The following is a 25065-nucleotide window of genomic DNA, read 5'->3' as shown; positions in this document are numbered from 1 at the left end:
AGGGCCTAGCGGGGGGAGCGAATGGGTGCTACACAGTGTCCCAACGCCGGTGGTGACACGTGTAACAGCCCGCCCGGCCCTGCACTGCCGCCTCGCCTCCCCTCCCGCTCGGTCCCCCGAGGAGTCGTCATGGCCCTGCCCGAAACCGTCGATCCGCCCGTTCCCGCGGTTCCCGAACCGTCCCGCCACCGGGGGCTGTTGCCCCTGCTGCTCTTCGCCAACTCCGCGATGATGGCCGTCTACATGGGCGTGGGTTCCGTCCTGTTGCCGCTGCAGATAGCCGCCATCGACCCCGTCCGCAAGGTCGCCGTCCTCGGCCTGATCGGCGGTATCAGCGCGGTCTTCGCGACCGCCTTCAATCCGGTCGCCGGCGCCCTCTCCGACCGCAGTGGGCGCCGCAGCCCCTGGATCCTCGGCGGAGCCCTCGGCTCGCTCGCGGGCCTGGCCGTGCTCGGCAGTGTCGGTACCGCGCTGCTCGTCGGCATCGGCTGGTGCCTGGTCCAGGCGACGATGAACATCTACCAGGCCGCGGTCACCGCCATCGTGCCCGACCGCATCCCCGCCGCCCGCCGGGGTACCGCCTCCGCCCTGGTGGGGCTCGGCCTGCCCATCGGCGGTACGGCCGGTGTGCTCATCGCCTCCCGGACCTCGGAGCACCTGCGCTCCGGCTATCTCGTCTTCGGCGCGATCATCGCCCTGGCCGCCGTACTGCTCACCGCCTTCTGCCGGGACGTCCCGCGCGAGTCCGTCGTGTCCGAGCGGCCCAAGGGCGGGCAACTCGCCGCCTTCCTCTCGGCGTTGGCGAACCACGACTTCCGGTGGGCCTTCATCGGGCGGGCTCTGATGGTCCTCGGCTACTTCTCGGTGGTGGGCTACCAGCTGTACATCCTCGACGACCACATCGCGCTGCCCGCCGGACTGACCCCGCCCGCAGCGATGGCCGTGCTCACCCCGGTGTCCATGGTGGCGATGGCCGTCTCCACCCTGCTGGGCGGCCTGCTGTCCGACCGGTGGGACCGCCGCAAGGTGTTCGTCGGCGTCTCGGCCGCGCTCGCCGGGCTCGTCATGGTCGTCCCCGTCGTCAGCCCGACCTGGACCGGCATGCTCGTCTTCAGCGCGCTCAACGGCCTCGCCTTCGGCTGCTTCATGGCCGTCGACACCGCGCTCGTCACCCTGGTCCTCCCCCGGGCCGAGGACGCGGCCCGCGACATGGGCGTCCTCAACATCGCCAACGCCGGACCGCAGGTCATCGCCCCCTTCGTCGCCTCGGCCGTCGTGACCGGCCTGGGCGGCTACACCCCGCTCTTCCTCGTCGGCGGGGCCCTCTCCCTCATCGGCGCGCTCGCCATCCTCCCGATCCGCAGCGTGCGCTGAGCTCCGGCGGGCGCGTGCCGAGGGTCGCGCGCCCGCCGGGTCGTCCTTCCCACCCTCCCGACCCCTCTGAATGGAGCCTCTGTGAGACGCAAGCGAGTCCTGCCGCTGGCCGCCCTGGTGCTGTGCGCACCCGCCCTCGCCGGCACGGCGCCCGCCGCCGCCACACCGCAGACCGCGCCCGCGGGCCCGCTGCGGATCCTGCTCACCAACGACGACGGCTACAACGCGCCGGGCATCCGGAAGGCTTTCGACCGGCTGACCGCCGCCGGGCACGACGTCACGATCGTCGCCCCGCTCACCAACCAGAGCGGCACGGGTACGAAGATGATGAGCGCGCCCTCGATCACGGTGAAGCACCCCGAGCCCAAGGTCTGGGCCGTGGACGGCACCCCGGGCGACTCCGTCGCCTTCGGCCTGGCCGAGGTCTTCGCCGGCCAGGCCCCCGACCTGGTGGTCTCCGGCACCAACTTCGGCCCGAACGTCGCCGGGCTCGCCACCCACTCCGGTACGGTCGGCGGCGCCGTCGCCGCGCTGGAGTCCGGAGTGCCGGCCATCGCGCTGAGCACCGGCGGGCTGAGCGCGCCCGATCCGGTCACGACGATCAACGCGATGGACCCCACCCTGGACTTCGCCGTCCGGCTGATCGACCGGCTGCGGGCGCGCGCCCGGTCGGGGCGGCTGCTGCCCGAGGGTGTGGGCCTCAACGTCAACCATCCCGTCGTCGGCGCGGACGGCAAGGGCGCGGCCGCCGGTGTGGCCGCGACCTTCCAGGATCCGCAGAACTTCCTCCAGCCCGACTTCACCGACGCCGGTGACGGCACGTGGAAGGTCTCGGTGAAGGTGGCGCTGCAGCCGGCGGTCAAGGGCGGTGACGTCGAGGCCGTGAGCGCCGGCCGGATCGCCGTCAGCCCGATGAACGCCGACTGGAACACCGGCCCGGCCGACCAGGCCCTGATCACCGGCCTGGTCTCGGGCCTGCGCCCGTAAATCCACCCATCGGACGGCCGGGGGCGCAGCATCCGCCCCCGGCCTTCGGTCATGCCCAGGAGGACGGATGAAGTGGCCCGGAAAGCGGTCGGGTTCGGCAAGGCCCCTGATCGGTACGGCTCTTGCGCTGGCGGCCCTGGTCGCCGTGGTGGCACCGCCGGCGGCGGCAGCGGAGGCAGGGGAGGGAGCGTCGCGCCCGGTGGCCGCCCTCGCGCAGGGCGTCCTGCGCGGGCAGGCGCACGACGGGGCCCAGGATTTCCTCGGGGTCCCCTACGCCGCTCCCCCGGTCGGGGACGCGCGGCTGCGGGCGCCCCAGCCGCCGCCCCGGTGGACCGGGGTGCGGGAGGCCGTCCGGCAGGCCCCCGCGTGTCTGCAGTTCTCGCCGTTCGGGCTGCGTGATCCGCAGGCCGTCAGCGAGGACTGCCTGTACCTGGACGTGTACCGGCCGCGGACGGCCCGCCCCGGCTCCCGGCTTCCCGTGATCGTGTGGATGCACGGGGGTGCGTACAGCCAGGGGACGGGCACGCAGTTCGGCGGGCGCACGATGGCGGACCTCACCCAGACCGTCGTGGTCAGCATCAACTACCGCCTGGGGCAGCTCGGTTATCTGGGGCTGCCCGAACTGGCCGGGGAGAACGGCCTTCGCTCCGGGTCCTTCGGCCTGATGGACCAGGTCGCGGCCTTGCGCTGGACGCGGGAGAACATCGGCGCGTTCGGCGGCGATCCGGGCAGCGTCACCATCTCCGGCCAGTCGGCGGGCAGCGGTTCCGTGTGCGCGCTGCTGGCCGCGCCGTCCGCCGCCGGGCTGTTCCACCGGGCCGTGCTGCAGAGCGGTCCGTGCACCCTGCTGCGTACGCCCGACCCCGCGCGGGCCGAAGCCGAGGCGCGGGCCTTCGCCTCGCGGGCGGGGTGCGCCGGTCCGGCCGGCGTCGCCGCGTGCCTGCGCGGCGTCCCGGGACCGGCTCTGGTCGAGGCCGCCCGTACGCTGCCCACCTCGGGTCCGGCGTCCGGTGACGGCCTGGTGCCGGTGGACCCGGCGCGGGCGATCGCGAGCGGGGCGTGGAACAAGGTGCCGGTCATGATCGGGAGCACCCGCTCCGAGTCCCGCTTCTTCGTCGCGCTGACCCAGCCGCACCTGTCGGCGGAGCAGTACGCCGCACAGGTGACGGCGCAGTACGGGGACGCGGGCGCGGAGGTGCTCGCCCGCTATCCCGTCGCCGCCCACGGCTCGCCGTACCTGGCCCTGTCCGCCGTCATGACCGACTCGACGTTCGCCTGCCACACCGCGTGGACGGCTCAGCTGTTCGCTCCCCAAGTGCCGACGTACGCCTACGAGTTCGACGATCCGGATTCGCCGACGCTGGCGGGCGCGCAGGTGCCGGGCCTGGACGAGTCGAACGCGCACAGCGCGGAGCTGGCGTACCTCCACGACTTCACCATGGGCGAGCGGCCGCTGACTCCGGTCCAGGTCGCGCTGGCCACCCGGATGAAGCGCTACTGGGGCGCCTTCGCCCGGTTCGGTGCCCCTGCCGTGCCGGACCAGCCCGGGTGGCCCCGGGCCGGCGTCGGCGACGGCACGGTCCTGACCCTCAACCCGACGGCGACGCGGCCGAGTTCGTCGTTCGGGGAGGAGCACCAGTGCGCGTTCTGGCGGTCCCGGGCGGTGTAGCCGTCCGCTAGGCGGTGGTCCGGCGGCGTCGGCGGCGGAGCACCACGACCGCCGATGCCGCCATCGCGATGAGGGCGGCGGAGACCGTCAGGAGCCAGACCGGGATGCCGTCGCCCACGGTGAGGAGCTTGTCGCGGTAGACGGCCCTGCGGTACGGGGTGTCCTTGGCGGTCGCGCGCAGCTCGTGGTCGCCGTCGATGCGGCCCGGCTCCGGGAACTGCTGGTCGATGGCGGTCAGGAACACCGGTCCGCCCCCGGCGAGTTCGGCGAGCGGTCCGCCCTTCGGGGTGACCGTGCCGGCGAAGGTCACCTCGGGGGCGGCTCCGCCGATCGTGGAGCCGGGCTCCATGCGGTGGTCGGCCAGCACGTACAGGCCGAGGGACTGCGGGGTGCGCGCCATCCGGGAGAGCCGCATGGGGTAGACCAGCCGCGGGCTCTCGAAGCGGATCCTCAGCGGGTCGAGGTCGCCCCGGAGCACCCTGCCCTGCTGTCGCGGGGCCAGCCGTACGGCCACGTACTCCCACTTCTGGTCGACGTACGGCTTTACCTCGGTGGCGAGCCGGTCGGGGAGCTTGAACCCGTTGGACTCGAGCCAGTTCTTCAGGGCGTCGGGGTCGGTGGCGGTGAGCCGTGCGACGTCGAAGTCGCCGAGCTGCTCGCGGCCGACGACCCCGACGCCCTGGTCGGCGCTGCCGGGCGGGGCGGCTCCGGCGCCGTCGCCCGTGCCCGAGGCGAAGGGCCAGTCGCCTCCGCGCGGCCAGAAGTGGCTGCGCGTCCTGCGCTCGGGCCGGGTCAGCCAGGCGAGTTCACCGAACATGCCGGCGTCGCCGAGCTCCACCGTGGCCCGGCCCGGCACCGGCATGATCCACGCGGCCCGGTGGGCGTCACCGCCGACGGTGAACCGCATGACGATCTGTTCCGTACGGCCGTCCCAGCGCACGACGGAGGTCTCGCGGTCGACTCCGATCCGGGACTGTCCGTCGGGGACCATCGCCCCGCAGCCGCACGCGTAGGCGGGGTTGACGAGCGCGCCGACCTGGGTCGCGAGCAGGGCGCACAGCAGTACGGCGATTCTTCGTTTCATCCACACGGGGTCTCAGACGACCGCCCGGGAGATCCGGTTCCGGGCGGCGTCCGCGTGCCCCGGTCCGCGGGGCCGGAGTCAGCCGCGCGAGCCGGAGCCGGTGCTGACGGCGTTGCGCCAGACCGTCACGTCCAGCGTCATGTACTTGCTGGGCGAGCCCTCGGGCGAGAACCCCTGCACGGTCACCAGGCCCATGTGCCCGGTGCCCGTGATGACGCAGATCTGGCGGCCCTTCGCGAGCTTGGTCAGATAGATGTTCTTGGCGAACCGGGTCTCGGCGCGGCAGACGGCGAGGGTGCCCTCCTGCCCTGGGTCGAGCAGCACCATGTTGCCGTCGGAGGTTTCCGCGTCGAGGTATCCGCCGGTGTCGTAGGAGAGTTCGTACCCGCCGTCCTCGCCCTGCTGGGGCCGGACGTCGTCGTCCCCGAGGGTCAGGTGGTAGCCGGCGGTGAGGTTGATCCCCTTGAAGTCGGCCGGCTTCGGGTCGGCCTTGGCGCTCGGCTTGGAGGAGCCCGACGCGGTGCCGCCGCCGGGCGCCTGGTCGTTGCCCTTGGCCTGGTCCGAGCCCTGCGCGGAGCCGGCGCTGCCCTTCGCCTTCTGCCCGTCGTCCGTCTGTAGCACGTACGCGGTGGCGCTGCCCGCGACGGCGAAGATCACCGCGGCCGCCAAGGCGATCAGCACGCCCCGCTTGCCGCCGCTCTTCCGGGGCGCGGGCGCCGGCGCTCCGGGGTAGGGCTGCGGGTGCGACTGCGGGTGCGGGTGCGCCGGGAACCGGGTCGGCGCGTAGGCGTGGGTGTGGGCCTGCGGCGCGGGGTACGGGTTCACGGGCTGCTGCTGCGGCACCGGCTGTTGTACGGGCTGCTGCGGCACCGGCGGCCCGAAGCCCGGCGGCGGGGTGGCCGGTGCCGCCGGCGTGGTGGGCGAATAGGCCGCGGCCACGGCCGGCGCCGTCGCCGGGGGCGGCGGGGTCTGGACCGGGGCGGGGGCGGCCGCGCGCACCGTGATGTCGGCGGCGACCGAGCCCGGCAGCCAGTCCTCCGGGCGGCGCAGCACCGTCTCCGCGTTGGCGGTCTGGCACAGCGTGATGATCTCGGCGATGGTCGGCCTGGCCCCGGGGTCCTTGGCGAGGCAGCGGGTCACCAGCTCCTTCAGCCGCTCGGGGACGCCGGAGAGGTCGGGCTCCTCGTGCACGATCCGGTACAGCACCCCGTGCGAGGTGCCCTCGCCGAACGCCGGGGTGCCCGTCGCCGCGTACGCCGCGACCTGGCCGAGCGCGAAGATGTCGGTGGCCGGGGTGACCTTGCGCCCGGCCGCCTGCTCGGGGGCCATGAACGAGGGCGTGCCGATGGTCACTCCGCTGCCGGTGAGCGAGGTCGCGTCGGCGGCGTAGGCGATGCCGAAGTCGATGACGCGGGGCCCGTCCGCGGCGAGCAGCACGTTGGACGGCTTGAGGTCGCGGTGCACGATGCCCGCGCCGTGGATGACGTGCAGGGCCTCCGCCATGCCGGCGATCAGCAGCAGCACCGCCTCGACCGGCAGCGCCCCGTGGGCGACGACCGCGTCGGCGAGCGAGGGCCCGGGCACGTAGGCGGTGGCCAGCCAGGGCTGGGCGCCCTCGGTGTCGGCGTCGATGACGGGGGCGGTGAACAGGCCCTGCACCCGCTGGGCGGACTGCACTTCCTGGGCGAACCGGCGGCGGAACTCGGCGTCTTCACCGAACTCGGGGCGGATCACCTTGATCGCGACGGGCCGGCCGCCGGGGGTGTACGACAGGTACACCTTGCCCATGCCGCCCGCGCCGAGCTTGGCGGCCAGCCGGTAGCCGGCGATGGTGGTCGGGTCGTCCGCCGCGAGCGGCTGGAAAACCTGCTGCGTACCGCTCCGGCCCGGCTGCTGACCACTCATCAACTCATGTCTCCCACGCTGATCTTCCCCGACGACCGGCACCCTACCCAACGCCCCGGGGCGGGTCTTACACGGGCGTCCGCCACTTCGGCCCCGCCGCTGTAGGGTCCCCAGCGGAAACGGTGATCCACTGAACGCGCATGAAGGACATCCGATGATCGACGTGCAGCGGCTGCGCATCCTGCGTGCCGTGGCCGAGCACGGCAGCTTCAACAGGGCGGCCGGAGCCCTGCTCCTGACCCCGTCGGCCGTCTCCCAGCACATCGCCTCGCTGGAGCGCACGCTGGGCCACCCGGTGGCGGTGCGCAGTACCCGCGGGGTCACCCTGACCGAGCCCGGGCGGCTGCTGGTGGAGGCGGCGGAGACGATTTCCGCCGAACTGGACCAGGTCCGGCGGGAGATCGACCGGCTCACCGCGCCGCGGCCCCGCCTGACCGTCGCGACCTTCACCAGCGGGGGCCGGTACCTGCTGCCCGGGGCGCTGTCCCGGTTCGTGGCCGCGCATCCCGAAGTGGAGCTGACGGTGCTGGAGGCCGAGCCCGAGGCCGCCGTACCGATGGTGCGCGGCGGCGCGGCCGACCTCGCGCTGACGTACCACTTCGACGGGCCGCCGCCGGTGCCGCCGGGCGGGCGTCCGGGGCTCGACTGGGTCGCGCTGATGGAGGATCCGCTGTGGGTGGTCCTGCCGGGCGGGCACCGGCTCGCGGGGCGGTCCTCGATCGGCTTGGGCGAGCTCTCCGCCGACCGCTGGGTGCTCGGCTGCCTCAAGACGGAGGCCTTCCTGCGCCGTTACGCGGACCTCGCCGGTTTCGACCTCCTGGTCGGGGCGTCCACCACCGACTACTTCTTCGCGCAGACGCTGGTCGCGGCCGGTGTCGGGGTCTCGTTGGTGCCGCACGTGTCGCTGGCCCCCGCACCCGGGCTCGTCGTGGTCCGCGTCGAACCGCCGCGCCCCGCCCGGCACATCGGGGTCGTCACCCCGCGCCGGCGCCGCCCCCATCCGTACGCCGGTGCCCTGGCCGGCGCCCTGACCGCTGCCGCCGCTTCGGCGGGGGACGGAGTCCGCCCGTGAACCGCCGCCTGTACGGGCTCGCCGCCAACCCGGCGCTGCCGCCCGCGCTCCTCGACCGGCTGGTGGCCCTGGCGGTGGCCGAGGCGCCGGAGCCGGCCTCCGGACCATTCGACGCCGACGCCGACACCGGCACCGGCACCGGCACCGGCACCGAGGAGCTCGTCCTCGCCCTGACCGGCCGCGCCGATCTCGGGCGCGCCCTGGCGCGCGTGCTCGCCGCGCGGAACGAGGCCACCGGGGTCCAACTGGCGTACGGCGGGCAGCTCGACCCCGACGACGTCGACCCCGCGGCGTGGCCGGTGGTCGCCGTCGCGCTGCTCGACGCCGGAGCGGACCGGCCCGACTGGGCCCGCCTCCTGGCCGCGCATCCCGACCCGGGCGTGCGGTGGCGGCTGGCCTCCTGCCCCGGGCTGCCGCCGGAGGTGGCGCAGGCCCTCGCCGACGACCGGGACACGGGCGTGGTGGCGGAACTCGCCCTGTGGACCACGGCGGAGGCCGTCGCCGACCGGCTCGCCCGCCATCCGCACGCGGAGGTCCGCTACTCGGCCGCCCTCAACGAGGCCGTGTCGCCCGCCGCGCTGGCCGCCCTGATCACCGGGGAGGGGCTCGACCCGGCCGTGTCCTGCCTGGTCTGCGACGTCAAGGGCGTCCCGTTCACCCATCACCCGTACTGCCCGGATCCGGACTGCGAGCTGCGTCCCGGCGCCGCCTGTGACGGTACGCACGGCTCCACCGTCGCGGAGACCCGGGAGCGGGCGGCCCGCAACCCGTCGGCGCCGCCCGCCGCCGCGGCCTCCCTCGCCGGTGATCCCTCGATGTTCGTGCGGTGGGCGCTGGCCGAGCGGTCCGACCTGCCGCAGGAGGTGTACGGCCGGCTCGCGGAGGATGCCGTGCCGGGTGTCCGGGAGGCGGTCGCCGGGAATGCCGCGATCGGCGAGGCCCTCGTCCGCGCGCTCGCCGCCGACCCCTCGCACGAGGTCCGCCGCGCCCTCGCCCACCACCCGGGCCTGCCGCTCGACGTACTGGCCGGGCTGGCCCGGAGCACCCGCATCGGCCCGGTGCTGCTGCCCAGGATCGCCGCGGCCGGCGCCGACGAGCTCGCCGGGGCGGCCGCGTCGCCGCACGCGGCCGTACGGATGCTCGCGGCCCAGCGGCGCGATCTGCCGCCGGGGGTGCGCGACGCACTGGCCGCGGATCCGGACGCGGCGGTGGTCGCGTCCGTCGCCCCGCACCCCGGCCTGCCCGAGGAGCGGCTGCGCTCGATGGTGGCCGCCCACGGGGGGCGGGTCGTGGCCCGGGTGGCCGCCAACCCGGACGCGCCGGGTGCGCTGCTGGAGGAACTCGCCCGCCGGGAGCCGCCCGTACGCAAGGTCCTGCGGGCGATTGCCGCCCATCCGCACGCGACGGCCGAGGCGCTGCGCCCCTGTCTGGCCGACCCCAAGGCGGGACCGCTCGCCGCCGCCCACCCGGCGCTGCCGCCCGCGCTCCTCGTGGAGCTGCTGGACGGCGGCGACGAGGGGCTCGCCGAGGCCGCGGCCGGCAACCCGGCGCTGCCGGTGGCCGTGATGGAGGAGCTTCTCGCCCGCTATCCGGAGCCCGGGGTCACCAGGCCCGTCTCGTAGGCGAGGACCACGGCCTGGGCGCGGTCGCGGAGCGACAACTTCGCGAAGATCCGGGCCACATGGGTCTTCACGGTGGCCTCGCTGAGGGTCAGCTCCCGCGCCAGCTCGGCGTTGGAGCGGCCGTGGCCCATCAGGGTGAGCACCTCGCGCTCGCGCGGGGTCAGCGCGGCGAGCTCCCGGTGGGTGGTGGCCGTGGCGAGGCGGTCGGGCCCGGCGGCGCCCGGGGCGCAGCGCTCCACCAGGCGGCGGGTGATGGAGGGTGCGAGCAGGGCGTCGCCGGTGCCGACGAGCCGGACGGCGTTGGCGAGGTGCTCGGGGGTCACGTCCTTGAGCAGGAAGCCGCTGGCCCCGGCGGCGAGGGCGGCGTAGACGTAGCTGTCGAGGTCGAAGGTGGTCAGCATGATCACCCGGCAGTCGGGGACCTCGACGAGGATGCGGCGGGCGGCCTCCAGGCCGTCCATGTTCGGCATCCGGATGTCGAGCAGGACCACGTCGGGGCGCAGCCGGCGTACTTCGGCGACGGCCTCCGCGCCGTCGGCGGCGACGCCGACCACGTCGATCCCACGGGCGGTGAGGATCATCCGGAACCCGGTGCGGACGAGTTCCTGGTCGTCGGCGATCACCACCCGCGGCGCGTGCGCTGCCGCGGGCGCCGGCTCGGCTGCCGGGTCGGGAGCGGCGGCGGTCACGGTCGGTCCAAGGGGAGGCGGGCCCGCACGCGGTAGCCGCCGCCGAGCCGGCGGCGCGCGTCGAAGTCGCCCCCGTAGACGGCGACGCGCTCCCGCAGCCCGAGCAGCCCCCGCCCTGCACCGGCCGCCTTGACCGGTGCCGCCGGCGGCACGTCCAGCGCCCCCTGCGCACACGCCGGCCGGGCCGGGCGTTCTCCCGGCGGAGCCGGAACGGCGAGCACGCTCGGCCCGCTGTTGAGGACCTCCACCCGCAGCGCGTGTTCCGCGTACCGCACGGTCACCTCCACCTTGCCCCCGTCTGCGTGCTTGAGCGCGTTGGTCAGCGCCTCCTGAATGATCCGGTACGCCGTGACGTCGATCCCGCCCGGCAGCGGCCGCGGGTCCCCCGATACGCGTACCTCCACCGGCAGGCCGGCGAAGGCGAACCTGTCGATCAGCGGGCCGAGCCGGGCCAGACTCGGCTGCGGCTCCGTGGCCGCCGCGTGCGGCTCCTCGCTGCCGTCCTGCGCGGGCGCCAACAGTCCCAGCAGGTGCCTCAGTTCGGTCATCGTGGTCCGTCCGGCCTTCTCCACGGCGCCCATCGCCGCCGCGGCCTCCTCCGGCATGGTGCGGAGCACCTCACGGGCCGCGCCCGCCTGGACGACCATCAGGCTCACGTTGTGGCTGACGATGTCGTGGAGTTCGGCCGCGATCCTGGCCCGTTCGGCGTCGACGGCGGTGCGGGCCGCGCTCTCGCGCTCCCGTTCCAGCAGCCAGCCGCGCTCCTCCAGCGCCGCCCGGTGCCCGCGCCGGGCGCGCAGCAGGGCCACGCCCAGCCCGCCCGCCACGGCCGCCGCCACGCACGCGGCGGCCACCGCGATGATCAGCGCCACCTTCAACTCCCCACGCCCTGTGCCTGGATGTCATTCTGCCGGACGGGCCGCGTACATCCCCGGGATGACCTGCCCGGACGTTTACATCCGGGGGCTGACGCAGGGCCCCCGGCCGCCGTCTTAGGTTCGGGCCATGACAACTGATCGCGGAAGTGCGGGACATCCGGTGGTGCGGCTGGAGAGCGTCGACAAGGAGTACGGCGACACGAAGGCCCTGGCCGGGCTGTCGCTGGAGATCCGGGCCGGCGAGGCGGTCGCCGTGATGGGCCCCTCGGGCTGCGGCAAGTCCACCCTCCTGAACATGGTGGCCGGTCTGGACCGGCCGACCTCCGGCCTGGTCGAGGTGCACGGCCAGGACCTGGGCGGGCTCGGCGAAACGGGGCTGGCGCTCTTCCGGCGCCGGAACGTCGGCATGGTCTTCCAGTTCTTCAACCTCATCGACGATCTGCCGGCCCTCGACAACGTGGCGCTCGCCGCCCAGTTGACCGGCACCTCGTCCCGGCAGGCACGCCGCCGCGCCCTGGAGCTCCTCGACGAGCTGGGCGTGGCCGACCGCCGCAACAGCTATCCGGCGACGCTCAGCGGCGGTGAACGCCAACGGGTCGCCGTGGCACGGGCGTTGATGAACCGCCCCGCCCTGCTGCTGGCGGACGAACCGACGGGCGCCCTCGACAGCCGCTCGGGCGAGCAGGTGATGGACCTGCTGATCGACCTCAACCAGATCGGGCAGACCCTGCTGATCGTCACCCACGACCGGCACCTGGCCACGCGTTGCGCGAGCCGTCTGGTCGAGATGGCCGACGGCCGGGTGGCCCGCGAGAGCGCCCTGGAGGCGACCGCGTGAGCGCCGTGTGGAGGGCCTCGCGCGCGGCCGTGAAGCGCCGCCGGGTCCAGACGTTCGTCATCGGGCTGGTCGTCCTGTGCTCCACCACGACCGTGCTGCTCGCGCTGGGGCTGCTCGCCGCCGCTTCGGGGCCGTTCGACACGGCGTACGCCGCCCAGCGCGGGGCGCACGTGGTGGCGTCCTTCGACACCGCGAAGGTCTCGGAGGACCAGCTGGCGCGGACCGCCCGGCGGCCGGGCGTGGAGGCCGCCGCCGGGCCGTTCGCGCAGGCCGTCGTCGCGATGCCCGAGGGCTGGCTCGGCTCGCCCGGCGGCTCCCTCGTGGTGGTGGGCCGGGACGATCCGGCGGGCTCCGTCGACCGTGTCGAGATCCTGCGGGGGCGCTGGGCCACGGCTCCCGGTGAGATCGTCGTGAACTGGGCCTTCGACGGCTCCCCCAACGCGGAACTGCTCGGCACCCGGCTCCCGGTGCCCGGCGCCCCGCCCCTGACCGTCGTCGGATTCGCCACCAGCATGAGCAAGTCCGCGGGCGCCTGGGTCACGCCGGGGCAAGTGGCCGCACTGCACCCGGCCTCCGCCCAGATGCTCTACCGCTTCACCGACTCCTCCACCGACGCGCAGCTGCGCGCGGGGCTCGCCCGGGCGACGGCGGAGCTGCCCGGGGAACCACTGACCAACACCCAGACCTACCTCACCCTCAAGGAGGCCTTCTCGGCGCTGGCCGACGCCTATCTCCCCTTCATGTCGCTCTTCGGCGTTCTCGGCCTCCTGGTCTCCACCCTGATCGTCGGGAACGTGGTCAGCGGGGCGGTCGTCTCGGGGTACCGGCACATCGGCGTCCTCAAGGCGCTGGGCTTCACCCCCAACCAGGTGGTCGCCGTCTACCTGACGATGATGTCCGTGCCCGCGATCGTCGGCGGCGTCCTCGGCACCCTGCTGGGCAGGGCGCTGGCCGGGCCCGTCCTCAAGGTCTCGTTCGCGGGCATCGAGACGGGCCGGGCCTCCGTCGGCACCGTCCCCGCGTGGGTGTACGCCGTCTGCCTGCTGGGCATGCCCGCCCTCGTCCTGCTCGCCGCCCTGGTCCCCGCGCTGCGGGCGCACCGGCTGCCGGCCGCACGGGCGATCAGCGCGGGCGGTGCGCCGCGCACCGGGCGCGGGCTGCGCGTCCAGCGCATCCTCGGCTTCACCGAACTGCCGCGGCCCGTCAGCCTGGGTCTGGGCCAGCCGTTCGCCCGTCCGGCACGCACGCTGCTGACCATGGCGGCGATCGTCCTGGGGGTGACCACGGTGACGCTGTCGACCGGGCTGACCAGCACGATGCTCGCGTTGGGCGAGGCCGGACGGGGCGACGGCGGTGCCCGGGTCCTGGTGCACGCGGACGCGCAGGGCGGCCGGCCCCTTCCCCTGCTCGGTGACGCGCAGGTCGAGGAGCGGCTGCGGTCCCTGCCCGGCACGGAGCACGTACGGGCCCGTGGGCTGGCCGAGGTGAGCATCACCGGGCAGGCCCAGCCCGCCTTCGCCAACTTCTACCGCGGCAACGACTCCTCGTACGCCTACGAGATCGTCGAGGGCCGCCTGCCGCACGCGGTGGGCGAGATCGCGGCCGGGCCGTCGTTCCTCGCCCAGCGCGGGCTGAGGATCGGTGACCGGGTCACCCTGGAGCTGGACGGCAGGCAGGCCTCCACGACCGTCGTCGGCAAGCTGGTCGACGGCAACCCGCGGGCCCTGGACGCCACCTGGGAGACGTTCGAGCGGCTGGCACCGGGCTCCCGCGCCATCGAGTACTACGTGCGCCTCTCCCCCGGCGCCGACGCGGACGCCTACGCCGTGGCGGTCGAGGCGGCCGACCCCGGGCTGTCGACGACGGTCGGGGGCGGGGGGAACGCCGCCACCGTCACCGTCGTCACCTTCTCCACGGTGTTCACGGTGCTGCTGACCCTGGTCGCCTCGCTGGGCGTCTTCAACACCGTCCTGCTGAACACCCGCGAGCGCCGCCGGGACCTGGGCATGCTCAAGTCCATCGGGATGACGCCCCGCCAGGTGGTGGTCATGACGGTGACCTCGGTGGCCGGGCTCGGGGTGGCCGGCGGGCTGCTGGGGATCCCGCTGGGGATGCTGGCGCACCGGCTGGTCGTGGACAACGTCGGGGTGCTCGAGTTCCCCGAGTCCATGAAGGACGTGTGGCACGTGCCGGAGCTGGCCGCGATGCTGCTGGCGGGTGTGGCGATCGCCGTGCTCGGTGCGCTGGTTCCGGCGCGGTCTGCGGCGCGGATGACGATCGCCTCGGTGCTGCACACCGAATAGGCGCGGCCGGACGGCCCGTCAGCCGTCCTCGCCGCCTTCTCCGGTCCCGCCGGGCTCGGTGCGGGTCAGGGCCAGCAGTCGGCGCTCGGCGGCCTTCGCGGCGCGCCGGGCCGCGGCGGCCGTCCTGCCGGCCTCGCGGTGCCGTTCCTCGGCCTCGGCCAGGTCGGCGTACGCGCGGTCCCGGGCGGCCTGGGCGCGTTCCAGTTCGGTGTCGGCGGCCGCGGCCGTCTCGACGGTCCGGCGCCGTGCCTCCTCGGCCAGGCGCAGCTCGTCCTCTCGGGCCGTCGCGGCCCATTCCGCGTCCTGGGCGGCGGCGCGGGCCGCCTCCACCCGGCGGTCGGGCCGCCGCTCGGCCGGCTCGGGCTCCTCGGGCTTCCGGGGCCTCCGCTTGGCGGGCGCGGGCCGCTCTGCCGGCGGTGGGGCCTGCGGTGCGGGCGGCACGGCCTCCGGGTCGAGGTCCGGGAACTCCGTCACCAGCGCCGGGGCCTTCGCGAGGCGCCCGGAGGCCCAGGCCTCGGCCGCGTCGGGATCGGCGAGGGCGGCGTAGAGGATCTGTCCGACCTCGCGCAGCACGGTGTCGGAGACCGGAGTGCCGGCCTCGTCGGCCAGCCGCTGCGCCTCCCGGGCCAGGGCCCCGATGACCACGTGCTGCTGGTGGGACAGGGCGCGCAACTGGTCCCCGTCCAGGGACCGGTGCGCCGCCCTCAGTGCCTGGCCGAGCTGGCGGAACTGCTCGACCTCCTCCTGCTTGGCCCGTACCAGCGTGTTCGACGTCCAGGCCGCCAGCGTGGGACGCCGCAGCCCCGCGATCCGCTTTCCCGCCTCCGCGTCCCCGGCCTTTTTCGCGCGCGCCGCGGCCTCGTCCCGGGCGGCCGTGAACCGCGCCGGGGACAGCGCGTACAGGGCGTCGATGACCTCGTCCACATCCACGCGGCCCACTCTCCGTCATCGTCGCGCGCGATCGCCGCAGCGGACCGGCGACACGGCACGCGCGGGTGAACGGCGCGGACCATCGGGGTCCGTGCCGGTGCGGCCGCCGGTTCAGCGGGCGGCGGCCTGCTCCGCCCGGCCCGGCTGCCGCACGTCCTGCTCGTCCACGACGCGGCCGTCGCGCACTTCCACGACCCGGTCGGCCAGTTCGATGAGGGCCGGGTCGTGGGTGGCGACCAGGGCCGTGACGCCTTCGCTGCGGACCACCGCGCGCAGCAGCCGCATGATGGAGCGGCCCGTCTCGGAGTCGAGCTGGCCGGTCGGTTCGTCGGCGATGATGAGGTCGGGTTCGTTGGCCAGGGCGCGGGCCACGGCGACCCGCTGCTGCTGGCCGCCGGAGAGTTCACCGGGGCGCTGGGCGGCGTGTTCGGCCAGGCCCACCAGGGCGAGGAGGGTGCGGGCGCGTTCCTCGCGCTGCTCGGCGGGGACCTTCCGCAGCCGCATGGGGACCCCGACGTTCTCGGCGGCCGTCAGGACGGGTATCAGGCCGAAGGACTGGAACACGAAGCCGATCCGGTCGCGGCGCAGTGCGAGGAGCCCGGCTTCGTCGAGGCCCGCCAGGTCGGTGCCGTCGAGGGTGACCGATCCGGAGGTCGGGGCGTCGAGGCCGCCGACCAGGTTGAGCAGGGTGGTCTTGCCCGAACCGGACCGCCCCTTGAGGGCGAGGAGTTCACCGCGGCGCACCTCGAAGGAGACCCCCCGCAGCGCGTGCACGGTCCGGGGGCCGCTGCCGAAACTCCGGTGGACGTCGTCCACCACGACCATGGGCGGCGCGTCCGTACCGCTCGGGTGCTGCGTCATCGTTGGTCTCCCCCTCGAAGCCCGGACCGGCCGGGCGGGGCCGCCGGGCGCGCCCCTTTTCGAATTTGCTCATCCGCCGCGTCCTTCACGCAAGTGCCTTCCCCTGTGCGTTCGAATCTGACAGCATCGTCCGCTATCCGGTACCGATGGTCCGGAACGGGGGAGGTACACAGCACATGCTCGGCTTCGTCGTGCGCCGGCTGCGCGGGCGATTGCCGCTCGCCGCCGCCGTGTTGCTCACCGTGCTGATCACCACGACCGTACTGACGGCGCTGTTCGCCTTCACGCGGGACGTGAGCGAGGCCGGGCTGCGCCAGGCGCTCCAGGGTCCCGGCCGGACCAGGGCCACCGTCCTGGTCACCGCCGAGCACCCGGCGGCCGCCCGCGACGGGGACGACACGACCGTACGGGGCTTCGCCGGCGAGCTGTTCGGGCAACTGCCGTTCGGCGTCGAGAGCGTGGCCCGCAGTCACTCCTACGGGCTGCCGGGCGCCCGTACGCCGGGCAAGGACGCGGACCTGACCCTGCTGGCCGCCTTCGACCGCAAGCACGTACGGCTCCTCGCGGGCCAGTGGCCGCAGGCGGCCGCCGGTCCGGCCGGCGCGCCGCTGCCGGCGGCGGTACCCCGGGCCGCGCTGACCCGTCTGGGGCTGGCCGAGACCGCGCTGCCGGCCGAGGTGCGCCTGGACGACCGGTACGGGGGTGCCCCGCTGACCGTGCTGGTCACCGGCGTGTACCGGGCGGCCGATCCGGAGTCCCCGTACTGGCGGCTGGATCCGCTCGGCGGACGGGAGCTCCAGGTCGGCAGCTTCAGCACGTACGGCCCGCTGCTCGTCGACGACACCGCCTTCACCTCGGGCGGGCTGCCGCAGAACAGCCGTGCCTCGCTGCTGAGCCCCGACTTCGCCGCCGTGCACGCCGCCGAGGCCGAGGCCGTCCGCGGCCGCGCGGCCGGACTGGTGGCCGCCGCGCACTCGGCCGGTCTCAAGGCACCGGCCGGGTTCCAGGTCCGCACCGAACTCCCCGAACTGCTCGGCGAAGTGCGCTCCGGCGGGCTCGTCGCCCGGTCCACACTGCTGGTCGGCGCGCTCCAGCTCGCCGTCCTCGCCGCGGCCGCCCTGCTGCTGGTGGCACATCTGCTGACGGACCGCCAGGAGCCCGAGCGCGTCCTGCTCACCGCGCGCGGCGCGTCCCGGATGCGGCTCGGCGTCCTCGGCACGGCCGGGTCGCTTCTGCTCACCCTGCCGGCCGCACTCCTGTCGCCGCTGCTGGCACCGCTCCTGCTGGAGCTGCTCAGCGGCTTCGGCCCGCTCTCGAAGGTGCCGCTGAACACCTCGGGGACCTGGCTGTTGTGGCCGGTCGCGGCGGCGTGCGCGCTCGGCTGTGTCCTGCTGACCTCGCTGCCGGCCGTGCTGCGCGGCGCGGGAGCGGCCGCCCTGCGGCGCGGCGGCCGCCGCCAGGCCGTGGTCGCGGGCGCCGCCCGGTCGGGCGCGGACCTGGCGCTGGTGGCGCTGGCCGTCCTCGCGTACCAGCAGCTCGCGCAGTACAGCGGCGACGGAGCCGCACTCGACGGGGCCGCCGGCGCGGGCGGGCTCGGCGTCGACCCCGTGCTGGTGGCCGCGCCGACCCTGGCGCTGTGCGCGGGCACGCTGCTGGTGCTGCGGCTGCTGCCGTTCGCGGCGCGGCTGGGCGGTCGGCTGGCCGCGCGCGGGCGCGGGCTCGGTCCCGCGCTCGTCGGCTGGCAGCTCGCCCGCCGCCCGGGCCGGGCCACCGGGCCGGTGCTGCTGCTCGTCCTCGCCGTGTCCAGCGGGGTGCTGGCGCTCGGGCAGCACACGGCGTGGGCCGCCTCGCAGCGCGACCAGGCCGACTTCGCCACCGCCGGCGGCCTGCGGATCTCCGGCAGCGACCTGGCCCCGCCCGGCCGCAACGGCCGCTACGCCTCGCTGCCCGGCGGCGACCGGGTGATTCCGGTGATCCGCACGACGCAGGGGCTGCCGGGCGGACGGACCGGACAGCTGCTCGCCCTGGACGCCGCCGGCGTGGCCGAACGGGTGCCGCTCCGCGCCGACCTGCGGGACGACCGCCCCGTGCGCGAGCTGTTCGCCCCGCTCGCCGCGGGCCGTGCCCCCGGCGACGCCGGCGTCGAACTGCCCGGGAAGCCGCGGCGGATCGACCTCGACGTGAGCGTACGGAACGTCCCCGGCGGCGCTCCCGGCCTCGGGCTGCTGCTGCGCGACCGCTTCGGCCAGACCTTCCGGTCGCCGATGCTGCAACTGCCCCGGTCCGGGGACGCCACCGTCTCGGTGGACGTCGACGCGCTCACCGGGGCCCCGCTCGGATCCGCCGCCGCGCCGCTGGGCGTCTCCGGGTTCGTGCTCTCGTACGGCATGGACCCCTCGGGTGCCGGCGGGCCGGGCGGGATCGGCCGGCCCGCCGTCTCCGAGGGCCCCGGCGAGGTGGCGGTGCGCCGGATCGCCGTCGCCGAGGAGCCCGGCCGGGCCGCCGCTCCCGTGACCTCGCCCGCGCCCGGCTGGGTGCTGCGGGGCCCGGCGGACAGCGGCAGCGTGCCCGCCGGTGAGGTCCTGCCCGCCGCGCCCGACGGCGCGGACGGAGCGGCCCTGCTCCGGGTGCGGCTCCAGGGGGGCAGGCAGCCCGTCGGCGGGGTCCAGCTCGCGGTGCTCGCCGGGCAGGCGCCCCCGTCCGAGATACCCGCAGTCGCCACCCGCGGCTACCTCGGCGCGGTCGGCGCGAAGGTCGGCGACCTGGTGCCCGTACCGCTGGGCAGCACCACCGCACGGGTACGGATCACCGCGGCCGTGGACTCGCTGCCGGTCGCCGGGGACACCGCGCTGGCCGTCGACCTGGCCGCCGCCGGCCGGCTGCTGGCCGCCGACACCGGACGCGAACTGCCCCCGCCCACCGAGTGGTGGCTGCCGGCCGCCTCCGCCGACGACCCCGTGCCGGCCCGCGCGGCCGCCGAACTGCGCGCCGGGTCCGGGTCCCAGCAGGTGGAGCTGCGCGAGGAGGTGGCCGCCGGGCTGCTGGACGATCCGCTGAGCGCGGGCCCGCAGAGCGCCCTCGCCGCCCTGGCGGTGGTCTGCGCGCTGCTGGCGGCGATCGGCTTCGGGGCCGCCGCGGCGGCGGCCGCACGGGAGCGGGGAGCCGAGTTCGCGGTGCTGCTGGCCCTGGGCGCGACCCGGCGGAAGCTGACCCGTACGGCCGCCGCCGAGAGCGGTGTGCAGGTCGGGCTCGGCACCGTCGTCGGACTGGGTCTGGGCGCAGCCGTCGTCCACCTGGTGGTTCCGCTGCTGGTGCTGACGCCCGCCGCGAAGCGCCCGGTGCCGGAGGTCGTGGTGGAGCTGCCGGCCGCCGAAACCCTGCTGATGGCCGCCGCGATCGCCGCGGTGCCGCTGCTGTCGGCCGTCGTCGGCGGGTTCCGCGACCGCGGCGCCCGGGCCACCGGAGACCGGCTGCGGCACTTGGAGGACATGTGACCGGCCCGGCCCCCACACCTGCCGGCTCCCGCAGCCTCCGGCCCGCGCCCTGGGTGCGGACCCGGCTGCGCGCGGCCCCGCTCAGTGCGCTGCTCGCCGCAGCCCTGGCTTTCGTCGCCGTCCTGCTCGCGGCCGCGCTGCCGCGCGCCGTGGACCGCGGCGCCGACGACGCCCTGCGCTCCTTCCTCCGGGAACAGGGCGCCGGTCCGAGGAGCCTGGCCGCCACGGCGTACTCCCGCAACGGGGCGCTGACGCCGCAGCGGCTGGACTCCGTACTGGAGACGCTGCTGTCGCGCACCGGCGGCTCCTTCCGCCTCGACGCGAGCGGCCCCGTGCACGGCGCGCAGAGCGTCAAACCCCGCGATCTGGCCAACCCGGGCCTGGGCCGGCCGGAGGGCGTCGACCCGCGGCTCGGCCTGGTCTACCTGCCGCAGGCCTCCGCCCACACCACGCTGGTCGCCGGCCGCCGGCCGGGCGGCGGGGCCCCCGACGCCCCGATCCAGGTGGCGCTGTCGCGCAAGGCCTCCGAGAAGCTCAAGGCCCCGCTGGGCACGGTGCTGGAGACGAGGGCGAGCATCTCCGGAACCGCGCGGGCCGAGGTCGTCGGCATCTACGACGCCGACCCGGAGGACGTCTTCTGGACCGACCTGCCCTGTCTGACCACGGCCTGCCAGACCGTGACGGCCACCGCGCCGCCGAGGCCGTACCTGGACACCGCCGCGCTCATCGACGCGGACAGCGTCGCCCGGCTCGACTCCTGGGGCGAGAGCACGGAGTACTTCTGGCGGCTGCCGGTGGACACCGGTGTGCTGCGCGCGGACCAACTGCCGGGCGTGGCGCACGACATCGCCTCCTTCGTCGCCGGCCCCACCGCCTCCGAGCTGGGCATCGCCGTCAACCGGCCGGACCTGCGCATCACCTCCCGGCTGCCCGAGCTGTTCGAACTGGCCCAGGGCCGGCAGCGGGGTGCGGCTCCGCTGGCCGCGATCGGTCCGGCCGGGGTCGCCGGGGTCGCCGCCGTCGTCTTCTGCCTGGCCGCCGCACTCATGGGCGACCGGCGCGAGGGCGAGCTGCGGCTGCTGCTGGCACGCGGCGGATCACGCCGCTCGATCGTCGGGCGGCTGCTCCGCGAGGGCGCGGTCACCGTGCTGCCGGCGGCCGTCGCCGCCGCCTGGCTCGCCCTGGCGCTGCTGCCGTCGCCGCGGTTGACCGCCTCACTGACCGCCGCCTCGGCCGTGACCCTGCTCGCCCTGCTGGCCTTCCCCGTACGGGCCTTCGTACTGCTGTCGCCGCCGCGCGGGTCGCGGCCCCGGCGGCGGCTCGTCGCCGAGCTGTTCGTCCTCGCCGCCACCGGTGCGGCCGTGTTCGAGCTGCGCCGGCGCGGGGTCTCCGCTGCCGCGGGGCTGGACCCGCTGCTGGTGGCGGCCCCGCTGCTGCTGGCGCTGTCCGGGGCGCTGCTGCTGGCCCGGCTCCAGCCCGCCGTGGTGGGGGCGCTGGCGCGGGCGGCCGGGCGGCGCCCCGGCGTGATCGGCTTCCTCGGGCTGACCCGGGCCGCCCGGGGTGCGTCGGTCCGGGTAAGGCCTTCCGTACTCCCGCTGGTCGCGCTGCTGTTGGCGGTGACCACGGGCGGGTTCGGCGCCGCGGTGCTGGGGTCCGTGGACGCCGACCGGTTGCAGGTGGCCCGTAGCTCGGTCGGTGGCGACGCGCAGATCACCGCACCCCGGGACCAGGCCGTTCCGGCCGAGCTGGTCCGGGAGGCCGGAGCCCTGCCGGGCGTGCGGACGTCGGTGACCGCCTGGACGGAGGACGACGCCTTCATCTTCGGCATCGACCGCGGCTCGCGGCAGGTCACGGTGGTCGTCGTGGATCCGCCCGCGTACGCGGAGCTGGCCCGGACGGTCGGGCGCGGCCGGTTCGATCCGGCGGTACTCGCCGGGGGCGGCAGCAGCCTCGACGACCCCGTTCCCGCGCTGTTCAGCGGGGACCTGGGGGCGGAGCCGGGCGAGCGGCCCTTCCGGCTGCGGGTCCGCGGAGAGGACCTCCAGGTCCGGGCGGCGGCCGTGGTCGACGGCACGCCGGCGCTGCCGGACCGGGGCGGCGCCACCCTGGTCCTGCCCGCCCGGCAGATGATCTCCCTGACCTCGAAGGCCGCGCTGCCCAACCGGTGGCTCGCCACCGGGAAGGTCGACGCCGACCGGCTCAAGGAGCTGGTCCGGGCCGCGCTGCCGGCCGGGGTCGCCGACAAGTACCAGGTGCGCACCAGCGCCACCGCGGTGGCGGACCTTTCCACCGACCCGCTCCAGCACTCGGCCGAGCGCCTGTTCTGGGCATCGGTCGCGGGGGCCGCCGGATTCGCCCTGCTGGCCGTCCTGCTGACGCTGGTGCGGGCCGCGCCCGAACGGGCCGCGCTGCTGGCCCGGCTGCGCACGATGGGGCTGCGGCCGCGCCAGGGCCTGGCGCTGATCCTGGCGGAGGCACTGCCGCAGACCGTGGTCGCCGCGGTCGGCGGCGCGCTGTCCGCGGCGGCCGCGGTGGCCCTGCTCGGCCCGGCCGTGGACCTGTCCTCCCTGGTCGGCGCCCGGGTGCCGGCGGGTGTGGACCTCGCCGCACGGCCGGTCCTGACACAGGCGCTGAGCCTGGCGGCGCTCGTCGTCGCGGTCGTGCTCGCGGAGGCGGCGGTAGCGGGCAGGCGACAGATCACCACCGAGTTGAGAGCGGGAGACGAGCGGTGAACACCGACCAGCCGACCTTCGAAGAGCTGCGCCGGCAGGCTCTGGCCGCCGCCGAGCCCCGTACGCCGGGGGCGGGCACGGCCATCGTCTGCGACCGCCTGGTGCGCATCTTCAGCGCGGACGGCGTCGAGGTGCAGGCCCTGCAGGGGCTCGAACTGACCGTGTCCCAGGGGGATCTGGTGGCGCTCGTCGGCGCCTCGGGCAGTGGGAAGTCCACGCTGCTGAACATCCTGGCCGGTCTGGACGTCCCCACGGCGGGCACCGCCACCGTCGGCGGCTACGACCTGCTGGAGATGTCCGCCAAGGAGCGGCTGCGCTACCGCCGCGAGGCGGTGGGCTTCGTATGGCAGCAGACGGCCCGCAACCTGCTGCCGTTCCTGACGGCGGCGCAGAACATCGCGCTGCCCATGCAACTGAGGGGCCGGGCTTCCAGGGGAGCGGCCGGCCGGCGCGCGGCCCGGGTCTCCGAGCTCATGGAGGCCCTGGAGATCGGCGGCCTCGCGGACCGGCGGCCGGCCGCGCTGTCCGGCGGTCAGCAGCAGCGGGTGGCCATCGCCGTGGCCATGGCCAACGACCCGCAGGTGCTGCTGGCGGACGAACCCACCGGGGAGTTGGACTCGGAGACCGGCGCCGCGATCTTCGAGGCCTTCCGTACCGTGAACCGGGAGCTGGGCGCGACCGTGGTGATCGTGACCCACGACCCGCTCGTCGCCGGCGAGGTCCGCCGTACGGTGGCCATCCGCGACGGCCGCACGAGCAGTGAGGTGCTGCGCCGCACGGTCACCGACGAGCACGGCGCGGAGTCGGTGAGCGAGCGCGAGTACGTGATGCTCGACCGCACCGGCCGCGTCCAGCTCCCGCACAAGTTCCTGGAGGCCCTGGGCATGGAGCACCGGGTCGCGGTGGACCTGGCCGCCGACCACATCGAGGTCCGGCGCGACGACGCGGAGAACGACGTGAAGGGCACGGAGAACGTCGTGGCGGAGGGCGCAGAGGACGGCGCAGGGGACGGCGCGCGGTCCGGCGGATCCTGAGCCCGCAAGTCCTTCCGTCACTTCCCCGCCCCGGGGGTCGTTAGGGGCTGGGGGTTGACTCGGGGGCGAAGGGATGACGGAATGCGGCAATTTCCTCTGGAGATGCACCACGTGGCACCCGGTCGGGTGGTCGAGTGGCGGTTGCGGTCCACGGCCGCGGCGGAGGCCGACGGCCCGGCCGATCCGACGGGCAGGAGGGCGTCCTTCAACCAGGACAAGCACTTCACCGTCGCGGAGGAGAGCCGGGCCGCCGACGACCCCGTCGCCTCGTGGCTCGCGGTCACCTTCGAGGTGGCCGGGCGGCTGGACGAACGGGCCCTGGCCCAGGCCCTGCTGACCTTCGTCCAGCGGCACGAGGTGCTGCGGTGCGCGTTCCGCCGCCTGGCCGGTGAGCTGGCGTGCGAACCGTTCGATCCCGCCGAACTGGCCCTCGACGTCGAGGAGGTGGGGGACTTCGAGACCTCCGAGCTGCTGCGCGGCTTCCTCGTCGAGCGGTTCAAGCGGTCCATCGACACCCTGTCCTGGCCCCTGTTCACGATGGGCGCGGTACTGCGCGAGGACTCCGCGACGGTCTACCTCGCCTTCGATCACATCGTGTGCGACGGCATGTCGATGCCGATCGTCGTCAACGAGGTGCTGACCTCGTACGAGGCCCTGTGCCGCGGCGAGGAGGTCGAACTGCCGCCCGCCCCCAGCTACCTCGACTTCGCCGACGAGCAGCGCCGCCGCTACCTCTCCATCGACGCCGCCGACGAGCGCCTGGACTACTGGAAGGCCTTCATCGGCCGGGGCGGCGCGTTCTTCCCCCGCTTCCCCCTCGACCTCGGCGTGGCGCCGGGCCGGATGTACCCGATCGTCAACGAGGCCTCGACGCTGCTGGACGCCGCCGAGGCCGAGGTGTTCGAGAAGACCTGCGTGACGGTCGGCGGGAAGGCCTTCATGGGGGTGCTCGCCGCCGTCGCCGTGTGTCTGCGCGAGGCGGGCGGGCCCGGCGTCTACCGGGGCCTGATGCCGGTCAGCGAGCGCGGCCGGGGCACCTGGGGTGACTCGGTGGGCTGGTTCGTCAACACCATGCCCATCGAGTTCGACGCCTCCCCCGGCCGGGACTTCGCGCAGGTCATGGCCGCGGTCCGGGCCGGGTTCACGGAGATGATCGGCCACATCGACGTGCCGTTCGTACGGGCGTGGGAGCTGCTGGCACCCGAGGAGTTCGCCGCGCGCTCCTGGCCGTACCCGGTCAACTTCTTCTCGTACCTCGACATGCGCAAGTGCCAGGGCGCCGAGCGGCACGACGAGTGGCGGCCCGCCACCCACGTGTGGTCGGCGCGCGCCAACGGGGCCTGCTCGTGGTTCCAGCGGGACGCGGCCGGGATGCACATGAACTCGCTGTACGTCGACACCCCGGCCGCCCGCAGCACCATGGGGGACTTCCAGGAGGCCCTGCGCCTGACGGTCCAGGAGATCGCCCGCTCGGGCGGATTCCGCCGCCCCATCGCGCTGACCGCGCCGCGCAGGCCGGTCCACACGCCGCTCGACGTGGCGGCCTTCGCCCGCCGCCGCTGAGCCCGGGCCCCGGCCCCGGAGGCCGGGGCC

At 75.2% G+C, this 25065-nt stretch carries 17 protein-coding genes; 11 read left to right on the top strand and 6 right to left on the bottom strand.

The features are described 5' to 3' along the window. The first annotated feature begins 129 nt into the window (after nucleotides 1-129). The 3 genes from ACFTXQ_RS12630 (at nucleotide 130) to ACFTXQ_RS12620 (ending at nucleotide 4030) form a co-directional block, all read left to right on the top strand. On the top strand, nucleotides 130-1374 hold the full coding sequence (locus tag ACFTXQ_RS12630; RefSeq protein WP_382639253.1) for an MFS transporter: 1245 nt from the start codon (nucleotides 130-132) through the stop codon (nucleotides 1372-1374). 81 nt (nucleotides 1375-1455) lie between these two features. Next, complete coding sequence (surE, locus tag ACFTXQ_RS12625; protein ID WP_382639251.1) at nucleotides 1456-2361, top strand: 5'/3'-nucleotidase SurE; 906 nt, start codon at nucleotides 1456-1458, stop codon at nucleotides 2359-2361. A 67-nt stretch (nucleotides 2362-2428) separates the two neighbouring features. After that, nucleotides 2429-4030, top strand: coding sequence for a carboxylesterase/lipase family protein (locus tag ACFTXQ_RS12620; protein ID WP_382639249.1), 1602 nt, complete (start codon nucleotides 2429-2431; stop codon nucleotides 4028-4030). A 7-nt stretch (nucleotides 4031-4037) separates the two neighbouring features. Here the strand turns inward: ACFTXQ_RS12620 and ACFTXQ_RS12615 are convergent, their stop codons facing one another. Both ACFTXQ_RS12615 and ACFTXQ_RS12610 read right to left on the bottom strand, forming a co-directional pair. Then, entirely contained in the window at nucleotides 4038-5114 is a 1077-nt protein-coding gene (locus ACFTXQ_RS12615; RefSeq protein WP_382639246.1) for a DUF2330 domain-containing protein, read from the bottom strand. A gap of 78 nt (nucleotides 5115-5192) precedes the next feature. After that, nucleotides 5193-7019 (bottom strand): serine/threonine-protein kinase, encoded by a 1827-nt coding sequence (locus ACFTXQ_RS12610; RefSeq protein ID WP_382639243.1) that lies wholly within the window; start codon nucleotides 7017-7019, stop codon nucleotides 5193-5195. Between the two features lie 154 nt (nucleotides 7020-7173). Between ACFTXQ_RS12610 and ACFTXQ_RS12605 the strand changes: the two genes are divergently transcribed. Next, nucleotides 7174-8091, top strand: coding sequence for a LysR family transcriptional regulator (locus ACFTXQ_RS12605; protein ID WP_382639240.1), 918 nt, complete (start codon nucleotides 7174-7176; stop codon nucleotides 8089-8091). Then, complete coding sequence (locus ACFTXQ_RS12600; RefSeq protein ID WP_382639237.1) at nucleotides 8088-9713, top strand: hypothetical protein; 1626 nt, start codon at nucleotides 8088-8090, stop codon at nucleotides 9711-9713. The genes ACFTXQ_RS12605 and ACFTXQ_RS12600 overlap by 4 nt, the downstream gene beginning before the upstream one ends. On the opposite strand, the gene ACFTXQ_RS12595 is transcribed toward ACFTXQ_RS12600, so the two are convergent. Beyond that, entirely contained in the window at nucleotides 9677-10402 is a 726-nt protein-coding gene (locus ACFTXQ_RS12595) for a response regulator (protein ID WP_382639234.1), read from the bottom strand. The genes ACFTXQ_RS12600 and ACFTXQ_RS12595 overlap by 37 nt on opposite strands. Beyond that, nucleotides 10399-11274 carry a sensor histidine kinase gene (locus ACFTXQ_RS12590; protein WP_382639232.1) on the bottom strand — a complete coding sequence of 292 codons (876 nt, stop codon included), beginning with the start codon at nucleotides 11272-11274 and terminating at the stop codon, nucleotides 10399-10401. The genes ACFTXQ_RS12595 and ACFTXQ_RS12590 overlap by 4 nt, the downstream gene beginning before the upstream one ends. Before the next feature lie 133 nt (nucleotides 11275-11407). Here ACFTXQ_RS12590 and ACFTXQ_RS12585 point away from each other — a divergent pair, with 133 nt between their 5' ends. Both ACFTXQ_RS12585 and ACFTXQ_RS12580 read left to right on the top strand, forming a co-directional pair. Further along, nucleotides 11408-12118, top strand: coding sequence for an ABC transporter ATP-binding protein (locus tag ACFTXQ_RS12585; protein WP_382639229.1), 711 nt, complete (start codon nucleotides 11408-11410; stop codon nucleotides 12116-12118). Continuing rightward, entirely contained in the window at nucleotides 12115-14421 is a 2307-nt protein-coding gene (locus ACFTXQ_RS12580) for an FtsX-like permease family protein (RefSeq protein WP_382639226.1), read from the top strand. Before ACFTXQ_RS12585 ends, ACFTXQ_RS12580 begins: the two co-directional genes overlap by 4 nt. An 18-nt stretch (nucleotides 14422-14439) precedes the next feature. Here ACFTXQ_RS12580 and ACFTXQ_RS12575 read toward each other — a convergent pair whose 3' ends face one another. Both ACFTXQ_RS12575 and ACFTXQ_RS12570 read right to left on the bottom strand, forming a co-directional pair. Further along, nucleotides 14440-15351 (bottom strand): hypothetical protein, encoded by a 912-nt coding sequence (locus tag ACFTXQ_RS12575; RefSeq protein ID WP_382639224.1) that lies wholly within the window; start codon nucleotides 15349-15351, stop codon nucleotides 14440-14442. 111 nt (nucleotides 15352-15462) lie between these two features. Next, on the bottom strand, nucleotides 15463-16212 hold the full coding sequence (locus tag ACFTXQ_RS12570) for an ABC transporter ATP-binding protein (protein WP_382639221.1): 750 nt from the start codon (nucleotides 16210-16212) through the stop codon (nucleotides 15463-15465). 176 nt (nucleotides 16213-16388) lie between these two features. Between ACFTXQ_RS12570 and ACFTXQ_RS12565 the strand changes: the two genes are divergently transcribed. From ACFTXQ_RS12565 to ACFTXQ_RS12550, 4 genes are all read left to right on the top strand, one after another. Next, nucleotides 16389-19706, top strand: coding sequence for an FtsX-like permease family protein (locus ACFTXQ_RS12565; protein WP_382639218.1), 3318 nt, complete (start codon nucleotides 16389-16391; stop codon nucleotides 19704-19706). Then, the gene (locus ACFTXQ_RS12560) at nucleotides 19703-22438 is read left to right on the top strand and encodes a hypothetical protein (RefSeq protein WP_382639216.1); all 2736 of its coding nucleotides are present in this window, start codon (nucleotides 19703-19705) and stop codon (nucleotides 22436-22438) included. Before ACFTXQ_RS12565 ends, ACFTXQ_RS12560 begins: the two co-directional genes overlap by 4 nt. Continuing rightward, a complete protein-coding gene (locus ACFTXQ_RS12555) occupies nucleotides 22435-23472 on the top strand; it encodes an ABC transporter ATP-binding protein (RefSeq protein ID WP_382639213.1) in 1038 nt (345 codons plus the stop codon). The genes ACFTXQ_RS12560 and ACFTXQ_RS12555 overlap by 4 nt, the downstream gene beginning before the upstream one ends. An 81-nt stretch (nucleotides 23473-23553) precedes the next feature. Then, a complete protein-coding gene (locus ACFTXQ_RS12550; RefSeq protein WP_382639211.1) occupies nucleotides 23554-25035 on the top strand; it encodes a condensation domain-containing protein in 1482 nt (493 codons plus the stop codon). Nucleotides 25036-25065: the final 30 nt, after the last annotated feature.

This window comes from Streptomyces sp. NPDC057010 (assembly GCF_042673805.1).
GTDB lineage: Bacteria > Actinomycetota > Actinomycetes > Streptomycetales > Streptomycetaceae > Streptomyces.
The sequence above is the reverse complement of the archived record's forward strand: the minus strand, read 5'-3'. Positions and strand labels throughout refer to the sequence as shown.